The sequence below is a fragment of the Serpentinimonas sp. SMBJO2 genome, from assembly GCF_056341105.1.
The window spans coordinates 87,209-104,523 of record NZ_CP150628.1; the positions used below are offsets into that span (position 1 = coordinate 87,209).

Consider the following 17,315-nt stretch of genomic DNA (forward strand, 5'->3'; position numbering starts at 1 on the left):
GAACGCATGACGGATCCGGTAGATTTTGTGGTCAAGAAGCTGCCCTATGATTTGAGCAGCCACGGCGGTTTGGCCTTGGTTGGGCGCTTGTTCAAGCGCATGAACCTGAGCGCCATGATAGACCCGCAGTACCCGGTGCGCGGCGGTATCGCCAACAGCGACATCATCAAGTGCTACCTGGGCTTGCTCACCCTGGGCAAGAACGACTTCGAGGCGGTCGAAGGCTTGCGCAGTCAGCGCTTTGCGCACCAAGCGCTGGGCCTGCGCGCCGTGCCATCGAGCGCCACACTGCGCCAGCGCTTTGATGCCATGGGGTGCGACTGGAGCGAGCTGGTCGATCGGATCAACCGCGCCGTGCTGGGCCTGCGCATCAACGGCGCGCCCATCGACTTTGGCGCCCTGAGCACAGGCCACCTGCCGCTGGACATTGACACCTTCGTCATGGATCAGAGCGACAGCGCCAAAGAAGGCGTGTCTTGGACCTACGCCGGGGTGCAGGGCTACTGCCCGATCGCGCTCTACCTGGGCACACGCGGCTACTGCCTGGAGCTGGAGCTGCGCGCGGGCAGCCAGCACAGCGCCAGCGAGAGCGAATACAACATCGAACGCGCCCTGCGCACGGCCTGTGCGGTGAGCGCAGCGCCCTTGCTGCTCAGAGCCGACTCGGGCTTTTGCTCGCAGCACCTGATGGCGCAGACGCTGCAGCAAGCGGCCCGGCTGGGACGCCCAGTCGATGTGCTGATCAAGTGGAACCCGCGCAGCGCGCCGGTGGAGCGCATCGCCACGCAGCGCTGCGCCGATGCGGGCACGGCCTGGACGCAGATCCGGCCAGGCAAGCGCGAGTGCCTGTGGAGCGAAGCGCTCGAGGCGCTTGAGGTCGGTGCCGGGCACAGCCGCGCCTTGCGCCGCGTCTACCGGCTGACCGAGCGCACCCTGGACAAGCGCGGCCAGCCGCTGCTCTTGCCCGAGTATGTGCTCGAAGGCTGGAGCACCACGCTGGGGCCTGAGGTGAGCGACGAGCAGGTCGTGGCGCTGTACCGCGACCATGCCACGCACGAGCAGTTCCATGCCGAGTTCAAGACCGACATGGACTTGAACCGCCTGCCTTCGGGCAAGTTTGCCACCAACCACTTGGTGTGTGCGCTGGCGGCGGTGGCGATGAACCTGTTGCGCCTTGTGGGGCAGCACACGCTGCACGAGGGCGACAGCCCGCTGCGCAAGGCGGCGTTGCGTCGGCGCCTCAAGACGGTGATGCAGGAGATGATGTACAAGGCCGCGCGCATCATCCGCCACGCCCGGCGCTGGGTGCTGGGAATCTCGGGGGCTGATTCGGGCTTTGCGGTGTTTGAGCGCGCACACGCCAAGTTCAAGGCGGCGTAGCTCCCTCAACTGCCCGAACGGGCCATCAACCGGGCCAGCGAGCGCACGGATGCGACAACACGCAGGCGGCTGCGGGCACTGGGCTGCGCCGCTGGCAGCCAACGCAGTACGAATCACCCCTGCAGCACGGGCGAGCGCAGCGTCGCGCCCGCAAAATCGAGGCTGCACCCCCCGATCTGGCCAAGATCGGAGACGAAATCTTGATTCCGGCAGCAATGGCGTGCTCATGGGGTGCGAACGGGAATTGAGGTCACGGATTCAGGTAATTTCAAAGCTGTCTTGAAGAACACGCGGTGGAACAATGAACGTCAGTCGCTTGACTTCCTTCATGTGGCGCGAATAGCCAAGATTCGGTATGGGTAGGTTAGCCAGCAGATGCGATGCAAAGCGGGGGTTTACCCACTCTACGGCCTTTAAGACTTTGGCTCCATCCGCACCAACCACGAAGGGAAAATTGACATGCTTAACTGTACGGGTATGGTCGCCAAACAAGGTCACAGGCAACGCGACTTCCGCCAGAAGTGACTCGTCATCGCAAAAGCCAGCAATGGCAGCCTGACCTTGGTCAATAACGGGAAATACTCCTTCACCCTGATAGCCCGAGGAGGGAAGCTTTTCGCAACTTGACGTTTTGTCCAAAAAGAATTGCTCAAACGAGGCTTGATCCCAGCCACGCGAATTTGACACCGGGTCCCCAAACATATCCACAAAAATCGACTGCGCGAGACGGTCGAGCTGGGCCAAGGCTTCACGGCGCTTGGCGCGCAGGGCGTCGGCTTTGTCGAGGATGGCGGCGATGCGGCGTTGTTCAGACAGTTGTGGCAGTGGGACGCGAATCTTTGCAACTTGCGCCGGTCTAGCTCTCAATAAAGACCCACCAACGCCGGATACTGTTTGCATGAACTGGGTGTGAAAGTCATCGCCCAGCAAGACGTGGCGCAGGTACTCTGGTGCCGCTCTGTCGCTGCGAAAAACAATCCATTCACCCGAAGCAATCTGTCGATACTGTCCGGCCGGCCCAACAATCCATGACCGCCGAATGTGGGGTACGATTTTTGACAAAAGTACATCTCGCGGTTGAACCATTTGCTTCGTGGAACCGATTTGTTCACCAGTGACGACTTCAGGTTTGCGGCTGTCAAAAGCTGGAATGCTGTAGAGCTCAAATGTCTCATCGACAAACTTCGAAGGGTCAACACTCCCCAGTCGAGTCGCCATCAGCTCTTCAAGTGGAACCATTGGAATGGCACTCACTTCAGCATCCCCTCAAGCTCCGCCATTCCCGCCTGAATCTCATCTTCCAGCAGTCGAAGCTTGGCCAGAATCGCCAGCGGATGTTCGTGCTCCACTGCCTCGTGCACCACTTCCCTGTAGCGGTTGATGGACAGGTCATAGCCCTGCGCCGCAATGTCGGCTTTAGGTACGCAGAAGCTTTGCGCAGTGCGCGGGCGCTCGCGCTCGGTGATGTCGCGCTGAGTCCAGCGGGTCAGCGCATCGGGCAGGTTGTTCTTGGCGTGTTCGGCTTCGGTCAGTGGCTGCGTGGGGTAGGGCCCAAGCTTGTTTTCATCGAGCAAAGGCTGGCGTTTGTCGTCCAGGCTCCAGCCATCGGCCTGCATGTCGTAGAACCAGACCTGGTCGGTGCCGCCCGAGTTGGTTTTGGTGAAGAACAGAATGGCGGTGGACACACCCGCGTAGGGCTTGAAGGCGCCGGCGGGCAATGACAACACGCCATCCAGCTTCTGGTCTTCCACAAGCATGCGGCGCAGCTCTTTGTGCGCTTTGCTGGAGCCGAACAGCACCCCATCCGGTACCACCACAGCCGCCCGCCCACCGGGCTTGAGCAACCGCAGGAACAAGGCCATGAACAACAGCTCGGTCTTCTTGGTCTTGACGATGCTCAGCAAGTCTTTGGCGGTGTTCTCGTAGTCTAGGCTGCCGGCAAAGGGCGGGTTGGCCAGGATGAGGCTGTACTTCTCTTCGTCCGCCTCGTGGTCCTGGGCGAGGGAGTCTTTGTACCGGATGTCAGGGTTGTCCACCCCGTGCAGTGCCATGTTCATGCTGCCGATGCGCAGCATGGTGTTGTCGAAGTCGTAGCCATGGAACATGCCATGGTGGAAGTGCGCCCGGGCCGAGGCGTCGCTGAACAGCGTGGGGTGTTTTTCGCGCAGGTATTCGCCGGCAGCCACCAGAAAGCCGCAGGTGCCGCTGGCCGGGTCGCAAATCACGTCTTTGGGCGTGGGGGCGGTCATGGCCACCATGAGCTTGATGAGGTGCCGGGGCGTGCGAAACTGGCCGTTCTGGCCCGCGGCGGCAATCTTGCCCAGCATGTATTCGTACAGGTCGCCCTTGGTGTCGCGGTCTTCCATGGGCACGTGGTCCAGCATGTCCACCACCTTGGACAGCAGGCCGGGCGTGGGGATGGTGAACCGGGCATCCTTCATGTGCTGGCTGTAGGTGGAACCATCCCCGCCTCGGGTGCGCAAGAAGGGAAACACGCGCTCGCCTACCACGTTGAACATCTCAGCCGGGGCAAAGTGCTTGAAGCGCGACCAGCGCAGGTCGTCGTAGGGGCGACCCAGGGCGTCTTTGCCTTCGGGGAAGATACGCTGGGCCATAGGCTGCTTGAGCAGCAGCGCCTTGCTTTCTTCGAGTGTGTGGGCGTCATCCAGGCGGCGGATGAACAGCAGGTAGGTGATTTGCTCGAGCACCTCCATGGGGTTGGAGATGCCGCCCGACCAGAAGGCGTTCCAGATGGCGTCGATTTGGCTGCGGATGTCGCTGGTGAGCATGGGGTCCCTGAATCAAAGGTCTCCCAGGGATGGTTCAGGCACCCTGGCATGGATACCAACAATGATAGCGGCGTGAGGCTCTAAATGGCCCTTGTTGCTCAAAACAAAGGACCCAAAGTTTCTCAACTTATGGGTCCCGTTTCTCAGCTTATGCGTATACCTACAGACGCGCCTCACACGTCCAGATTCGCGGCGCGCAGGGCGTTGTGCTCGATGAAGTGGCGGCGCGGCTCGACTTCGTCGCCCATGAGCGTGCTGAAGACGCGGTCGGCCTCGATCGCGTCTTCGATGCGCACTTGCAGCAGGCGGCGCACCGCCGGGTCCATGGTCGTTTCCCACAGTTGCTCGGGGTTCATCTCGCCCAGGCCCTTGTAGCGCTGGCGCGCGCTGCTGCGCTCGGCTTCGGCCAGCAGCCACTGCATGGCGCTGCGGAAATCGGCCACTTTTTCTTCCTTGCGCCGCTCGCCTTCGCCGCGCCGCACCGTGGCGCCCGCGTCGAGCAGGCCGGCAAAGGTCTGCGCCGCATGGGCCAGCGCGGCGTAGTCGGCGCCGTGCACGAAGTCTTGCGTGACCACGCTGCTGCGCACGTTGCCGTGGTGGCGGCGGCTGATGCGCAGCAGCGGCTTGTCGCTGCGCGCATCGAACTCGGCCGTGACTTCGGCCGGCACGCCGGTGCTGCTCAGGGCGCGCAGGGCGCTCTGCAAGGCGCTGGCGCTGGCGCTGGCTTGCTCCATGTCGTCGAGCGCCAGCGCCACGCCGTCGGCCATGGCGCGCAGGGCCTCGGCGTCCATGAAGGCGCTCAGGCGCCCGATCACCGCTTCGGCCACCTGGTGTCGGCGCGCCAGCTCGGCCAGGGTCTCGCCCTCGAGCGTACGCCCCTGCGCGCCGCCGGTGTGGATGGAAGCGTCGCGCAGCGCGATGCGCAGCAGGTAGGCGTCGAGCGCGGCCGCGTCTTTCAGGTACAGCTCCTCTTTGCCGGACTTGACCTTGTACAGCGGCGGCTGGGCGATGTAGATGTGGCCGCGTTCGACCAGCTCGGGCATCTGGCGGTAAAAGAAGGTGAGCAGCAGGGTGCGGATGTGGGCGCCGTCGACGTCGGCGTCGGTCATGATGATGATGCGGTGGTAACGCAGCTTGGCCACGTTGAAATCGTCCGATCCGTTCTTGGCCTTGGGGTTGTACTCGTCGGCGGCGCTGGCTTTGCCGATGCCGGTGCCCAGCGCCGTGATCAGGGTCAGGATTTCGTTGCTGGAGAGCAGCTTTTCGTAGCGCGCCTTTTCCACGTTCAGAATCTTGCCGCGCAGGGGCAAAATGGCCTGGAACTTGCGGTCGCGCCCCTGCTTGGCGCTGCCGCCGGCGCTGTCGCCCTCGACGATGTAGATCTCGCACAGGGCCGGGTCTTTTTCCTGGCAGTCGGCCAGCTTGCCCGGCAACCCCAGGCCGTCGAGCACGCCCTTGCGCCGCGTGAGTTCGCGCGCCTTGCGCGCCGCCTCGCGCGCCCGCGCCGCGTCCACGATCTTGCTGCACAGCAGCTTGGCGTCTTGCGGCCGCTCTTCGAGGTACTCGGTCAGCGCCTTGGCGACGATGTCCTCGACAGGCGCGCGCACCTCGGAGCTGACCAGCTTGTCCTTGGTCTGGCTGCTGAACTTGGGCTCGGGCACCTTGACCGAAAGCACGCAGCACAGGCCTTCGCGCATGTCGTCGCCGCTGACTTCGACCTTGGCCTTCTTGGCCACTTCGTTTTGCTCGATGTACTTGCCGATGACGCGCGTCATGGCCGCGCGCAGCCCGGTCAGGTGGCTGCCGCCGTCGCGCTGCGGTATGTTGTTGGTGAAGCACAACACGTTTTCGTTGTAGCTCTCGTTCCACTGCATCGCCACTTCGACGCCGATTTCGGTGCCGGGGATGCCGCCGTAGCTTTCGGCCGGGCGCGCGCCGCTGGCGTAAAAGGCGTTGGGGTGCAGCACTTTCTTGCCCGCGTTGATGAACTCGACGAAGCCCTTGACGCCGCCGGCGCCCGAAAAATCGTCCTGCTTGCCGCTGCGTTCGTCGTGCAAGCGGATGCGCACCCCGTGGTTGAGAAAGCTCAGCTCGCGCAGCCGTTTGGCCAGGATCTCGTAGTGAAAATCGGCGTTTTGCTGAAAGATCTCGCTGTCGGGCAGAAAGTGCACCTCGGTGCCGCGCTTTTCGGTGACACCGCTGCGGCGCATCGGCGACACCTCCACGCCGTCGATGGTTTCAAGCTGGCGCTGCTGCACCTCGCCGCGGGCAAATTCGAGCTGGTGCACGCGGCCGTCGCGGCGCACCGTCAGGCGCAGCCAGCGGCTCAGGGCGTTGACGCAGCTCACGCCCACGCCGTGCAAGCCGCCCGAGACCTTGTAGCTGTTCTGGTTGAACTTGCCGCCGGCGTGCAGCTCGGTGAGGGCAATTTCGGCCGCGCTGCGCTTGGGCTCGTGCTTGTCGTCCCACTTGATGCCGGTGGGGATGCCGCGCCCGTTGTCGGCGACACTGATCGAGTTGTCGGTGTGGATGGTGACGACGATGTCGTCGCAATACCCGGCCAGCGCCTCGTCGATCGAGTTGTCGACGACCTCGAACACCAGATGGTGCAAGCCGGTGCCGTCGGAGGTGTCGCCGATGTACATGCCGGGGCGTTTGCGCACCGCCTCCAGTCCCTCGAGGATCTGGATCGAACCCTCGCCGTAGCCGGCGCTGCTCGCCGAGGCCGTCGGCTCGAGGGGGTCCGGCGCAGTGGGGTCTGGCTGGGCGGTGGGGAAATCGGGATTCATCGATCAACTCTCATCAAAGGCGCAGCCCGCACGCTGGCGGGCAGATCAGGCAAAAACGGCCAGGCCGTGGCAGCGCTGGCAGCGGCATCAGATGCGCATCGGCATCACCACGTATTTGTAGCTTTCGTGCTCGGGGATGGTGAGCAGCGCCGAGGCGTTGCTGTCGGCCAGCTCGAGGCGCACCATCTCTTGCGCCATGCTCGACAGGCCCTCGATTAGGTAGCTGACGTTGAAGCCCATTTCCATCATCGGGCCTTGGTACTCGATGTCGAGCTCGTCCAACGCCTCTTCCTGTTCGGCATTGTGTGCCACCAGCCGCAGCACACCGGGCTCGAGGCTCAGGCGCACGCCCTTGAACTTGTCGCTGGTCATGAGGGCGGCGCGCTGCAACGCCGCCAGCAGCGGCTGGCGCCCCAGCAGCAGCACGTGCGGGTGCTGCTGCGGGATGACGCGCTGGTAATCGGGGAACTTGCCTTCGACCAGTTTGCTGATGAACTCGAGCGCGCCAAAGCTGAAGCGCGCCTGGTTGGAAGCAAATTGCAGTTCCACATCGCCCTCGGCTTGCGAGAGCAGGCGCTGCAGCTCGAGCACCGTCTTGCGTGGCAGGATCACCTCTTGCTTGGGCACCTCGACCTCGAGCGCGGCGCTGGAAAAAGCCAGCCGGTGGCCGTCGGTCGCCACCAGGCTCAGGGTTTTGCCTTCGGCCACGAACAAGATGCCGTTGAGGTAGTAGCGGATGTCTTGCACCGCCATGGCAAAGGAAACCTGGCCCAACAGGCTCTTGAACACCTTTTGCGGCACGCTGAAAGCCGGGCCAAAGCTGGGCGCCTGCTGCACCAGCGGAAAATCTTCGGCCGGCAGGGTTTGCAGAGTGAAGCGCGACTTGCCGCCCCTGAGCACCAGCTTGCTCTGCTGCGCCTCGATCGTCACTTTTTGCTCGGGCGGCAGGGTGCGCAAAATGTCGATCAGCTTGCGCGCGCCCACCGTGGTGGCGTAGGTGCCGGCGTCGCCGCCGAGCTCGGCTTGGGTGCGGATCTGGATTTCGAGGTCGCTGGTGGTCAGCTGCACCAAGCCACCCTCCTTGCGCAGCAGCACATTGGCCAGCACCGGCATGGTGTGGCGGCGCTCCACGATGCCAGACACCGCTTGCAGGGCGGCCAACAGCTTGTCTTGGGTCGATTGCACAACGATCATGGGCGGGCTTTCGGTTCGGTTCGGTAAGGGGCGAAGGCGCTGGGGGCTAGCGCGCTGCGGGCGGCGGCGCAACGCGAATTGTTGCAGGTTTGCAAACCGGGTCTGGGGCGGCGCGGGCGGGCATGGGCGTTGAAGATTGCGTCCGCGCCGCTCAACCCTTGAGGGTCTGCTCGAGCACGTGCAACTGCTGGTTGAGCTCGCTCAGGGTCTGGCGCTCGGCGGCGATCTTGCGCACCGCGTGCAACACCGTGGTGTGGTCGCGGCCGCCAAACAGTTCGCCGATTTCGGGCAGGCTCTTTTGCGTCAGCTCCTTGGCCAGAAACATGGCGATCTGGCGCGGGCGGGCGATATTGGCCGGGCGCTTGCGCGAGTACATGTCGGCGACCTTGATCTTGTAGAAGTCGGCCACGGTTTTCTGGATGTTCTCGACCGAGATCTGGCGGTTCTGGATGCTGAGCAGGTCGCGCAGCGCCTCGCGCGCCAGCGCGATCGACACCTCTTTGTGGTTGAAGCGCGAGTAGGCCAGAATCTTGCGCAGCGCGCCCTCGAGCTCGCGCACGTTGGAGCGCACATTCTTGGCCACGAAAAAGGCCACGTCTTCGGGCAGCGCCGCCGCTTCGGCCTCGGCCTTGCTGAGCAAGATGGCCACGCGCATTTCCAGCTCGGGCGGTTCGATGGCCACCGTCAGGCCGGCGTCGAAGCGCGACACCAGCCGCTCGTGGATGTCGGTCAGGCCCTTGGGGTAGGTGTCGCTGGTCATGACGATGTGGCTTTTCTTGGCCAGCAGCGCTTCGAAGGCGTTGAAAAACTCCTCCTGGGTGCGCTCTTTGTTGGCAAAAAACTGCACATCGTCGATCAGCAACAGATCCAGCGAGTGGTAGCGCGCCTTGAACTCGTCGAAGGTCTTGCGCTGGTACGACTTGACCACGTCGGTCACGAACTGTTCGGCGTGGATGTAGAGCACCTTGGCGGCCGAACGCCCAGCCAGCAACTGGTTGCCGATGGCGTGCATCAAGTGCGTTTTGCCCAGGCCCACGCCGCCGTAAATGAACAGGGGGTTGTAGAGCTGGCCTGGGTGGTGCGCCACGTGCATGGCCGCCGCGCGCGCCATGCGGTTGGCCGTGCCCTCGACCAGGGTGGCAAAAGTCAGGCCGTGGTTGAGCCGATGCGCGGGCTCGGCCAGCTTGGCCTTGGCCGCAGCGACGGGGGCGGCGCTGGCCTGTGCCGCTGCTGGCGCCTCGGCCGGACGCCAAAGCGGCTCGGACGGCTGCGCATCGGGCGCGGCGGCCTTGCGCACCCCCGCACGGCTGGCCAGCACCAGCTCGAGCGCGACCGGCTGCCCCGCCACCGCCTGCAGCGCGGCGGCGATGCGGGCGGCGTACTGGTTGCGGATGCAGTCGAGCTTGAAGCGGCTCGGCAGCACCAAGGTGACCGCGTCGGCGGTCTGCGACACCTGCGCCGCCAAGGGGCGGATCCAGGTGTTGAACTGCTGCGCCGGCAACTCATGCGCCAACCGCTGCACACAGGCTGACCACAAAGCCTCCGCAGGCTCCGAGACTTCGGGCGGAATCAAAACAAGGGACATGGAGGGGCAGTGAATTCGAAACGCTGGCCAGCGCGCCTAGCGGCCAAACTGTGAAGGTGCATTGTAGCCGCGCCCTCAAGTTATCCACATGCGGGTTTCTGCGCACCACCCAAGGCTGGCTGGGGCTGGGGTAGGGCGGGGTGAGGAATCAGAGCCTGCGACTGACGAACCCCGCCCTACCCCAGCCCCAGCCAGCCCCAGCCAGCCCCAGCCAGCCCCAGCCAGCCTTGGACAGCCTTGGCCAGCCGGCCAGCCAGCCAGCCAAAACTCTTGGCATAACGGGCAAAATTTGCAATAATCCAAGGTTTAGTCTCAAAATCACCCAAACCCCAAGCCTGCCTCAGGCTTGCCACGAGCCGTCCAACATCATGAAACGCACCTACCAACCCTCCAAAATCCGCCGCGCCCGCACCCACGGCTTCCTGGTTCGCATGAAAACCCGTGGTGGCCGCGCCGTGATCAATGCACGCCGCGCCAAGGGCCGCAAGCGCCTCGGCCTTTGAGTCTTGCACCCGCCCGCTCTCACGCCTGAAGGCCCCAAGGGCTGATCCGCCCTCGCAGCGCCCCAGACGGTCTGTGTATGCTTGCAGCCAGCGCCACCCCGCTCGCGCCCGCCGGCGCCCATGCCTCGGTTCACACCGGTTTGGGGCGCATTCGCCACGGCAAACAGTTTGACGCGTTGCTGCGCCGCGCCCCGGTTGCCAAAACGCCACACTTTGCCTTGCATGCGCTCGAGTTCGACCCGGTGCCGCCACCGCTGGGGGCCGCGCCCGCTTTGTTCCCCGTTGTCCCGCACTGGCTGGGCGCGCTGGTGCCCAAGCGCTGGGCGCGTCGAGCCGTCACACGCAACTTGGTGCGGCGCCAGATCTATGCGCTGGCGGCCGATCTGCTGGCGCCCTTGCCACCCCAAGCCTGGGTAGTGCGCTTGCGCAGCCCCTACGCACGCCAGGCGTTTCCCAGCGCCGCCTCTGACGCCCTGCGCCAGAGCGTGCGCGCCGAACTGCTGCAACTGCTGCAGGGGCCGCGCCGTGCGTAACTGGCCGCAACAGCTGCTCATCGCCTTGGTGCAGGGCTACCGCTACCTGCTCAGCCCGCTGCTGGGCGCGAACTGCCGCTTCGAGCCCACCTGCTCCGGCTACAGTCTGCAAGCCCTGCGTCAGCACGGCGCACTGGGCGGCAGCTACCTGACGCTGCGGCGCATAGCGCGCTGCCACCCTTGGTGCGAGGGCGGCTGCGACCCAGTGCCCGCGCAATGGGCGCCTCCCTTTTCCTCTCTCCTGAGCCCCCGCCGCTCGCGCAAGAAGCCCTCATGACCGACATTCGCCGCTCCATCCTCTGGGTGATCTTGGTGTTCTCGCTGATCCTGCTGTGGGACCAGTGGCAAATCCACAACGGCCGCGAGGCAACCTTCTTCCCCACCGGCCAGCCCCCGGCCACCGAGGCCGCCCCGGCGGCGGCGGCAGATGCGGCCGCAACCCCACCCGCCATGGCCACGGCGCCGGCCAATGCCGCCTTGCCCACCGCCACCTTGCTCGGCGCCCAACCCGACGCCGCAGTGCCACCGGCCCCCGCCCCAGCCGCCCCGCGCGCAACCGTGACCGTGCGCAGCGACGCCATGGAGCTGACCTTCGACTCCCAAGGCGGCGCGCTCATCGGCGCCACGCTGCTGCGCCACTACGAAGAGGTGGGGCGCGAGCTGCGCCACAGCCAAACCCCGCTGCGCCTGCTCAAGCAAACGCCCGAGCGCACCTACGTGGCGCAAAGCGGCCTGATCGGCGGCGACTTCCCCAACCACACCACCCCGATGCGCCTGGTTTCGGGCGCGCCGGTTTTTGCCGAAGGCCAAACCGAGCTCACACTGCGCTTCGAATCCGAGCCCGTGGGCGGTGTGGTGCTGGCCAAAATCTACACCATCGCGCGCGACAGCCACGTGATCGGCGTGCGCCACGAGGTGCGCAACGTCGGCGCCGCAGCCGCGTCGCCGCAGGTCTATGTGCAGCTGGTGCGCGACGGCCTGCAAGCCGGCAGCGACGTGCCGTTCTACTACACCTTCACCGGCCCGGTGGTCTATAGCGAAGCGGCCAAGTTCCAGCAGATCGAGTTCGCCCACATTCGGGCCAACGAGGCCGCGTTCCAGCGCAGCGCCAGCGACGGCTACGTGGCCATGGTGCAGCACTACTTTGCCAGCGCCTGGCTGCCCGAGACCGGCGTGGCACGCGAAAACTTCGCGCGCGTGGTCGGGCCACTGTATTCGGTCGGCAGCATCATGGCCCTGGGCAGCATCGCGCCGGGCCAAACCCAAACCCTCGACACCCGCCTGTTCGTCGGGCCGCAGTACGAAACCGAGCTCGAGCTCATCGCCCCGGGGCTGGACCTGCTCAAGGACTACGGCTGGCTGACCGTGCTCGCCAAGCCCATGTACTGGCTGCTCTACCAAATCCACGCTTTGGTCGGCAACTGGGGCTGGGCGATCGTGCTGCTGGTGGTGCTGATCCGCGCCGCCTTTTACTGGCTCAACGCCAAGGCCTACCGCTCCATGGCCAAGATGAAGGCGGTCAACCCGCGCATCATGGAAATGCGCGAGCGCCTCAAGGACAACCCGCAGCTCATGCAGCAAGAGATGATGAAGCTGTACCGCGAGGAAAAGGTCAATCCGCTCGGCGGCTGCTTCCCGATCCTGATCCAGATTCCGGTCTTCATCGCGCTCTACTGGGTGCTGCTGGCCAGCGTCGAGATGCGCAACGCACCCTGGATCTTGTGGATCGGCGACCTCTCCACGCCCGACCCCTGGTTCATCCTGCCGCTGCTGATGATGATCACGACCGTGATCCAGACCGCCCTCAACCCGCTGCCGCCCGATCCGCTGCAGGCCAAGCTGATGTGGATCCTGCCCTTCGTCTTCAGCATCATGTTCTTCTTCTTCCCGGCCGGGCTGGTGCTGTACTGGTTCGTCAACAACGTGCTGACGATCGCGCAGCAGGCCTACATCAACGCCAAGATGGGCGTGCCGCTCAAGTTCACCCTGCCCAACTTCAAGAGCTGAGGGGCTGAAAGGCACTTGGCCATGCTGACCACGCGGCGCGACCCGATCGTGGCCATCGCCACCGCGCCTGGGCGTGGGGCGGTGGGCATCGTGCGCGTCTCGGGGTTGGGGCTGGAGCCGCTGGTGCGTGCCCTGTGCGGCCGCACCCTGCCCGCGCGCCAGGCCTGCTACGGCCCGTTCCTCGAGCACGACGGCAGCGCCATCGACCACGGGCTGGCGCTGTATTTTCCGGCGCCGCACTCCTACAGCGGCGAAGACGTGCTCGAGCTGCAAGCCCATGGCGGAGCGGTGCTGCTGCAACTGCTGCTGGCGCGTTGCCTGGGCGCCGCCGCCGAGCCCGACCCCGCCACCGGCCAGCCGCGCCTGGCGGGCCTGCGCCTGGCGCGGCCGGGCGAGTTCACCGAGCGCGCTTTTTTGAACGGCAAGCTGGACTTGGCGCAAGCCGAGGCCGTCGCCGACCTGATCGACGCCGCCACCGAAAGCGCCGCACGCGGCGCCGCGCGCTCTCTGTCGGGGGCCTTCTCGGAGGCGCTGCAGGAGCTGCGCGAGCGCCTGATCGGGCTGCGCACGCTGGTCGAGGCCACGCTCGACTTCCCCGAAGAAGAAATCGACTTCCTGCAGCAAGCCGATGCCACCGGGCAGCTGCAGCGCCTGCGCCAGCAGCTCGCCCAGGTGCAGCGCCAGACGCGCCAGGGCGCGCTGCTGCGCGAAGGCATTCGGGTGGTGATCGCCGGCCAGCCCAATGTGGGCAAAAGCTCGCTGCTCAACGCCTTGGCCGGGGCCGAGCTGGCGATCGTCACCCCCATCGCCGGCACCACGCGCGACGTGCTGCAGCAAAGCCTCCAGATCGAGGGCGTGCCGCTGCACGTCATCGACACCGCCGGCCTGCGCGCCAGCAGCGACGAGGTCGAGCGCATCGGCATCGAGCGCGCCTGGGCGCAGATTGCAAGCGCCGACGTGCTGCTGTGGCTGCGCGACGCCAGCCGCGCCGGCCAGCGCGACTACGACTTGGCCGACGCCGCACTCGCCGCCGCACTGGCCGAGCGGCGGCAAGCGCAGGTGACGCTGCTGCAAGTCTGGAACAAGGCCGATCTGCTCGCTGCCCGGCCCTCTGCACCGTCCAGCACAGCCCCCGCAGCCTGCCGCCCCTTGCCGAGCGCCAGCACCACAGGCGCAGCGCCAGGTCTGCACCTATCGGCCAAAACCGGGGCCGGGCTCGACGCCCTGCGCCAGCGCCTGCTCGAATGCGCCGGCGGCCAAAGCGGGGCCGAGGGCCTTTACAGCGCGCGCGCGCGCCACGTGCAGGCCCTGGCGCAAGTGGGGTGGCACCTGGACGCGGCCGATCCGCATCTGCACACACCCAGCCCCCGCCTCGATTTGCTGGCCGAAGAGCTGCGGCTGGCGCAGAACGCCCTGAATCAGATCACCGGCCAGTTCAGCGCCGACGACCTGCTGGGTCAGATTTTTGGCTCGTTTTGCATCGGCAAGTAGGGCCGCCTTGGCCTGAATGGCGGACGGCGGGCTGCCGCCTCTCAAGGCATGTGCGGGCCAGGCACACCCAAGTGGTAGCCCTGGGCATAGTCCACACCCATGGTGCGCAGGGCCTGCCACAAGGGCTCGGACTCGACGAACTCGGCCACCATCTGAATGCCTATGTCTTGGCACAGGTGGGTGAGGTTGCGCACCAGCGAGTGGTCGATGCGCGAGTGGAGGATGTTGCGCACGAAGGTGCCATCGATCTTGACGAAATCAAAGCTCAGCTCACGCAGATAGTGAAACGAGTTGTAGCCGCTGCCAAAATCGTCGAGCGCAAACAAAAACCCCTTTTCACGCAGCGTCGTCAGGAAGCTGCGGGTGTGCGTCATGTCGCCAATGGCGTCGCGCTCGAGCAACTCGAACACCAGGGTGCTGGGTGGAATCTGCAGCTCGGCGCACAACTGTTCGGCGTAGCCAATGACGCCCCGCCCCTGCAGCTCCTGCACCGACAGGTTGATGAACAGCTTGACCGGCGCTTTGCCCATCAGCATGCGCTGCTTCAAGGCGTGCAGCGCGTGGCCGACCACGGCGCGGTCGAGCTCGCGCCCCATGCCGTATTTTTCGATGGTTTCGATAAAGGCGCCGGCCGAGACGGTCTGCCCGTCGGGCTCGTGCAGGCGCGCCAGCGTTTCGTAGGCGTACAACTCGCCGCGGCCGGAATAGATCGGCTGGAAAAACGGCCGCACCCGGTCTTCTTTCAAGGCCAGCCGCAGCTTTTCCACCAGGTCGCGCGTGAGCCGGTTGTGGCGCACCTGCGCGCCCACGGCCTGCATGGTGCCGACGCCGTCCTTGCCCTGGGCCTTGGCGCGGTACAGGCCCATGTCGACACCGGCCATCAAGTCCGAGACGGTATCGGCATCTTGCGGAAAGGTGACCACGCCGACCGAAGTCGTGATGTGGAAGGCCGTGCCGTCGGGCGCCAGGTATTCAAGCTCCTTGAGCCGCTGGCGCAGTTTGTCGGCCGCCACTTGGGCGCCCGTGCTGCCGGTTTCGGTCAGCATCAGGATGAACTCGTCGCCGCCCAGCCGCGCCGTCAGGTCGCCCTTGCGCGTCTCGCTCTTGAGGCATTCGGCGATGCGGCGCAGCACCTGATCGCCACACGGATGGCCCCAGGTGTCGTTGACGTCCTTGAAGTCGTCCAAGTCCAGCATCAGGAGCGCGAACTCGTGCCGGTGCCGGGTCGAGCGCCCGACCTCGTAATCGAGCATTTCGCTGAAATAGCGCCGGTTGTGCAAGCCGGTCAGCGGGTCGTGGGTCGAGTAATACTCCAGCTCCGACAGGGTGCGCCCGAGCGCCTTGCTCGAACCCACCACCATCACCATCACCGCCAGAATCGAGCGGATGATGGCGATCTCCTGCGGCTCGGGGTGGTGGGCGCTGGCATAGGCCACCCCGAGCAGGCCGGCGAGGTTGACGTTGTGGATATCGGGCACCGCCACCGTGATCATCTCGACATGGTCGATCGGTTGCTGTGGCTCCAAGGGCTCGATCTCGAACTCCTCGATATCGACGGCACTGTCGGATGGCAAGCGCAACTCGTGCAGCATCTGCTGGGTCAGGTGCTCACGCGCCAACTGCTTGTTCTCGGCGCTCGGGTGGCCCACGTAGTAGAGGTTGAGCGACAGCCCGCGCCCCTCGCTGAAGGCGATGAAGAAAAACTGAAACGGAAAGATGCGCTGGAAGCTGGACAGGATGTTCTGCACGAACAGCTTCCACTGGGTCACGTTTTCGTGCGAGAGGATGATCTGCTCCAGCACCGCGCTCTGGCGCTCGAGCAGGTCTTTTTGCACCAGGGTCCCGGACAGTTTTTGCGCCGTGTCGTCAAAGCGCAGCAGGATGCTGCGCAAGTCGGTGCGGTTGTCGGCACCGCGCTTTTGCCGCGCCTGCACCAGCAGCGGCAGCGCGGCCTCGAGGTTGCGGCAGCGCTGCAAGGCCTGCTCGAGCCCGGCCAGCAACGGGCGCCGGCTCGCCTCGGGCAGGTCGATCGGCTCCAGCGCTGCCAGGGTCTGGCGCAGATTGCGCATCACTTCGCTCTGCACCCCAGCAACCATGTGCGAGATCGCGTTGCTCAGGCCCTGGGTGCGCATCTGGCCTTCGAGCAAAGCGGCAAAGCGCTGCAACACATACAGCCGCAACTCCGCAATGCTGGCCGGCTGAGGTGGCGGCGCGGCCGCGTTCACAGCTCGACCTCGGCCAGGATTTCGGGCAACAGATCCATGCCGCATTGCAGTTGCTCGAACCAGTCGAGAAAGGCCGGCACGGCGGCACCGCGATAGATCGGGCCGTGCTGGGGCGCCAGCATGTCGATGTCGAGCTGGCGCACGCGCTGCACCCAGTTGCGGGCGGCCCGGTTGCCGCACATGTAGCGGCGGTGAAAACCGACGATGTGCGGCAGATGGGCGGCGAAGTCGTCGACAAAAGGGGAGTCGTCGTCGTTGGGCATCATGGCCGCGCCGATGTCACCGCTGAACAAGACCTTGGCCAGCGGGTCGTAGACGTTGATCTGGCCTTCGGAGTGCAGAAAATGCGCCGGCACCAGCTCGAGCTCGAAGCCCGGCGCCAGCGTCAGCGACATGCCCGAGTCGGGCACGCCGATGAAGCGCCCCATCTCCTCGATGCCGTAATGCGGCACAAAGCGGGTCCAGATGCGCGAGATGTACACTGGGGCCGTGGTCAGTTCGAGCCAGGTCGCAATGCCGCCGACGATGTCCGGGTCTTGGTGCGACAGGATGATGGCCTTGATCTGGTCCGGCGCGCCATAGCGCAGCAGCTCGGTGAGCACGCGCGGCATGACGCCAAAGCCACCCGGGTCCAGCAACGCGCCAACGTTGCCGTGCTGCACCAGGTATTGGTTCGAGCGCACGCCGTCTTCTTGGCCCGGATCGCTCTCGTTGAGCAAAATGAAGCGGTGGTCGTGTTTGTCGTACAGTTCGATGTTGTGCATACGTTTCCCAAAGGCCTTGTTTTGAACGAAATGCGGCTAAATCCAGCCAAAACCA

Annotated in this window: 13 protein-coding genes; 6 read left to right on the forward strand and 7 right to left on the reverse strand. The window is 65.1% G+C overall.

Features of this window, described 5'->3' with window-relative positions:
• Positions 1 to 6: 6 nt before the first annotated feature.
• Complete coding sequence (locus tag AAAZ40_RS00455) at positions 7 to 1,380, forward strand: IS1380 family transposase (protein ID WP_476661743.1); 1,374 nt, start codon at positions 7 to 9, stop codon at positions 1,378 to 1,380.
• Positions 1,381 to 1,638: 258 nt separating this feature from the next.
• Here the strand turns inward: AAAZ40_RS00455 and AAAZ40_RS00460 are convergent, their stop codons facing one another.
• The 5 genes from AAAZ40_RS00460 to dnaA all read right to left on the reverse strand — a co-directional run bounded on the left by AAAZ40_RS00460 (position 1,639) and on the right by dnaA (position 9,737).
• Positions 1,639 to 2,634 carry a restriction endonuclease subunit S gene (locus AAAZ40_RS00460; RefSeq protein ID WP_476660668.1) on the reverse strand — a complete coding sequence of 332 codons (996 nt, stop codon included), beginning with the start codon at positions 2,632 to 2,634 and terminating at the stop codon, positions 1,639 to 1,641.
• Positions 2,631 to 4,169: a type I restriction-modification system subunit M gene (locus tag AAAZ40_RS00465; RefSeq protein WP_476660669.1), complete on the reverse strand. Its 1,539-nt coding sequence runs from the start codon at positions 4,167 to 4,169 to the stop codon at positions 2,631 to 2,633. The genes AAAZ40_RS00460 and AAAZ40_RS00465 overlap by 4 nt, the downstream gene beginning before the upstream one ends.
• Positions 4,170 to 4,342: 173 nt before the next feature.
• On the reverse strand, positions 4,343 to 6,958 hold the full coding sequence (gyrB, locus tag AAAZ40_RS00470; RefSeq protein WP_476660670.1) for a DNA topoisomerase (ATP-hydrolyzing) subunit B: 2,616 nt from the start codon (positions 6,956 to 6,958) through the stop codon (positions 4,343 to 4,345).
• An 87-nt stretch (positions 6,959 to 7,045) separates the two neighbouring features.
• A complete protein-coding gene (dnaN, locus tag AAAZ40_RS00475; RefSeq protein ID WP_476660671.1) occupies positions 7,046 to 8,152 on the reverse strand; it encodes a DNA polymerase III subunit beta in 1,107 nt (368 codons plus the stop codon).
• Positions 8,153 to 8,303: 151 nt separating this feature from the next.
• A complete protein-coding gene (gene dnaA, locus AAAZ40_RS00480) occupies positions 8,304 to 9,737 on the reverse strand; it encodes a chromosomal replication initiator protein DnaA (protein WP_476660672.1) in 1,434 nt (477 codons plus the stop codon).
• A 368-nt stretch (positions 9,738 to 10,105) separates the two neighbouring features.
• On the opposite strand from dnaA, the gene rpmH reads away from it, so the two are divergent.
• The 5 genes from rpmH (at position 10,106) to mnmE (ending at position 14,271) form a co-directional block, all read left to right on the forward strand.
• Positions 10,106 to 10,240, forward strand: a complete 135-nt coding sequence (gene rpmH, locus AAAZ40_RS00485; protein ID WP_476661744.1) for a 50S ribosomal protein L34 — start codon at positions 10,106 to 10,108, stop codon at positions 10,238 to 10,240.
• 77 nt (positions 10,241 to 10,317) lie between these two features.
• Complete coding sequence (locus tag AAAZ40_RS00490) at positions 10,318 to 10,773, forward strand: ribonuclease P protein component (RefSeq protein WP_476660673.1); 456 nt, start codon at positions 10,318 to 10,320, stop codon at positions 10,771 to 10,773.
• Positions 10,766 to 11,050 (forward strand): membrane protein insertion efficiency factor YidD, encoded by a 285-nt coding sequence (gene yidD, locus AAAZ40_RS00495; protein ID WP_476660674.1) that lies wholly within the window; start codon positions 10,766 to 10,768, stop codon positions 11,048 to 11,050. Before AAAZ40_RS00490 ends, yidD begins: the two co-directional genes overlap by 8 nt.
• Positions 11,047 to 12,780 carry a membrane protein insertase YidC gene (gene yidC, locus AAAZ40_RS00500; protein WP_476660675.1) on the forward strand — a complete coding sequence of 578 codons (1,734 nt, stop codon included), beginning with the start codon at positions 11,047 to 11,049 and terminating at the stop codon, positions 12,778 to 12,780. Before yidD ends, yidC begins: the two co-directional genes overlap by 4 nt.
• A gap of 21 nt (positions 12,781 to 12,801) precedes the next feature.
• Positions 12,802 to 14,271 carry a tRNA uridine-5-carboxymethylaminomethyl(34) synthesis GTPase MnmE gene (gene mnmE / locus AAAZ40_RS00505; protein WP_476660676.1) on the forward strand — a complete coding sequence of 490 codons (1,470 nt, stop codon included), beginning with the start codon at positions 12,802 to 12,804 and terminating at the stop codon, positions 14,269 to 14,271.
• A gap of 41 nt (positions 14,272 to 14,312) precedes the next feature.
• On the opposite strand, the gene AAAZ40_RS00510 is transcribed toward mnmE, so the two are convergent.
• Positions 14,313 to 16,496: a putative bifunctional diguanylate cyclase/phosphodiesterase gene (locus AAAZ40_RS00510; RefSeq protein WP_476660677.1), complete on the reverse strand. Its 2,184-nt coding sequence runs from the start codon at positions 16,494 to 16,496 to the stop codon at positions 14,313 to 14,315.
• Positions 16,493 to 17,260: an oxygen-binding di-iron domain-containing protein gene (locus AAAZ40_RS00515; RefSeq protein ID WP_476660678.1), complete on the reverse strand. Its 768-nt coding sequence runs from the start codon at positions 17,258 to 17,260 to the stop codon at positions 16,493 to 16,495. The genes AAAZ40_RS00510 and AAAZ40_RS00515 overlap by 4 nt, the downstream gene beginning before the upstream one ends.
• Positions 17,261 to 17,315: the final 55 nt, after the last annotated feature.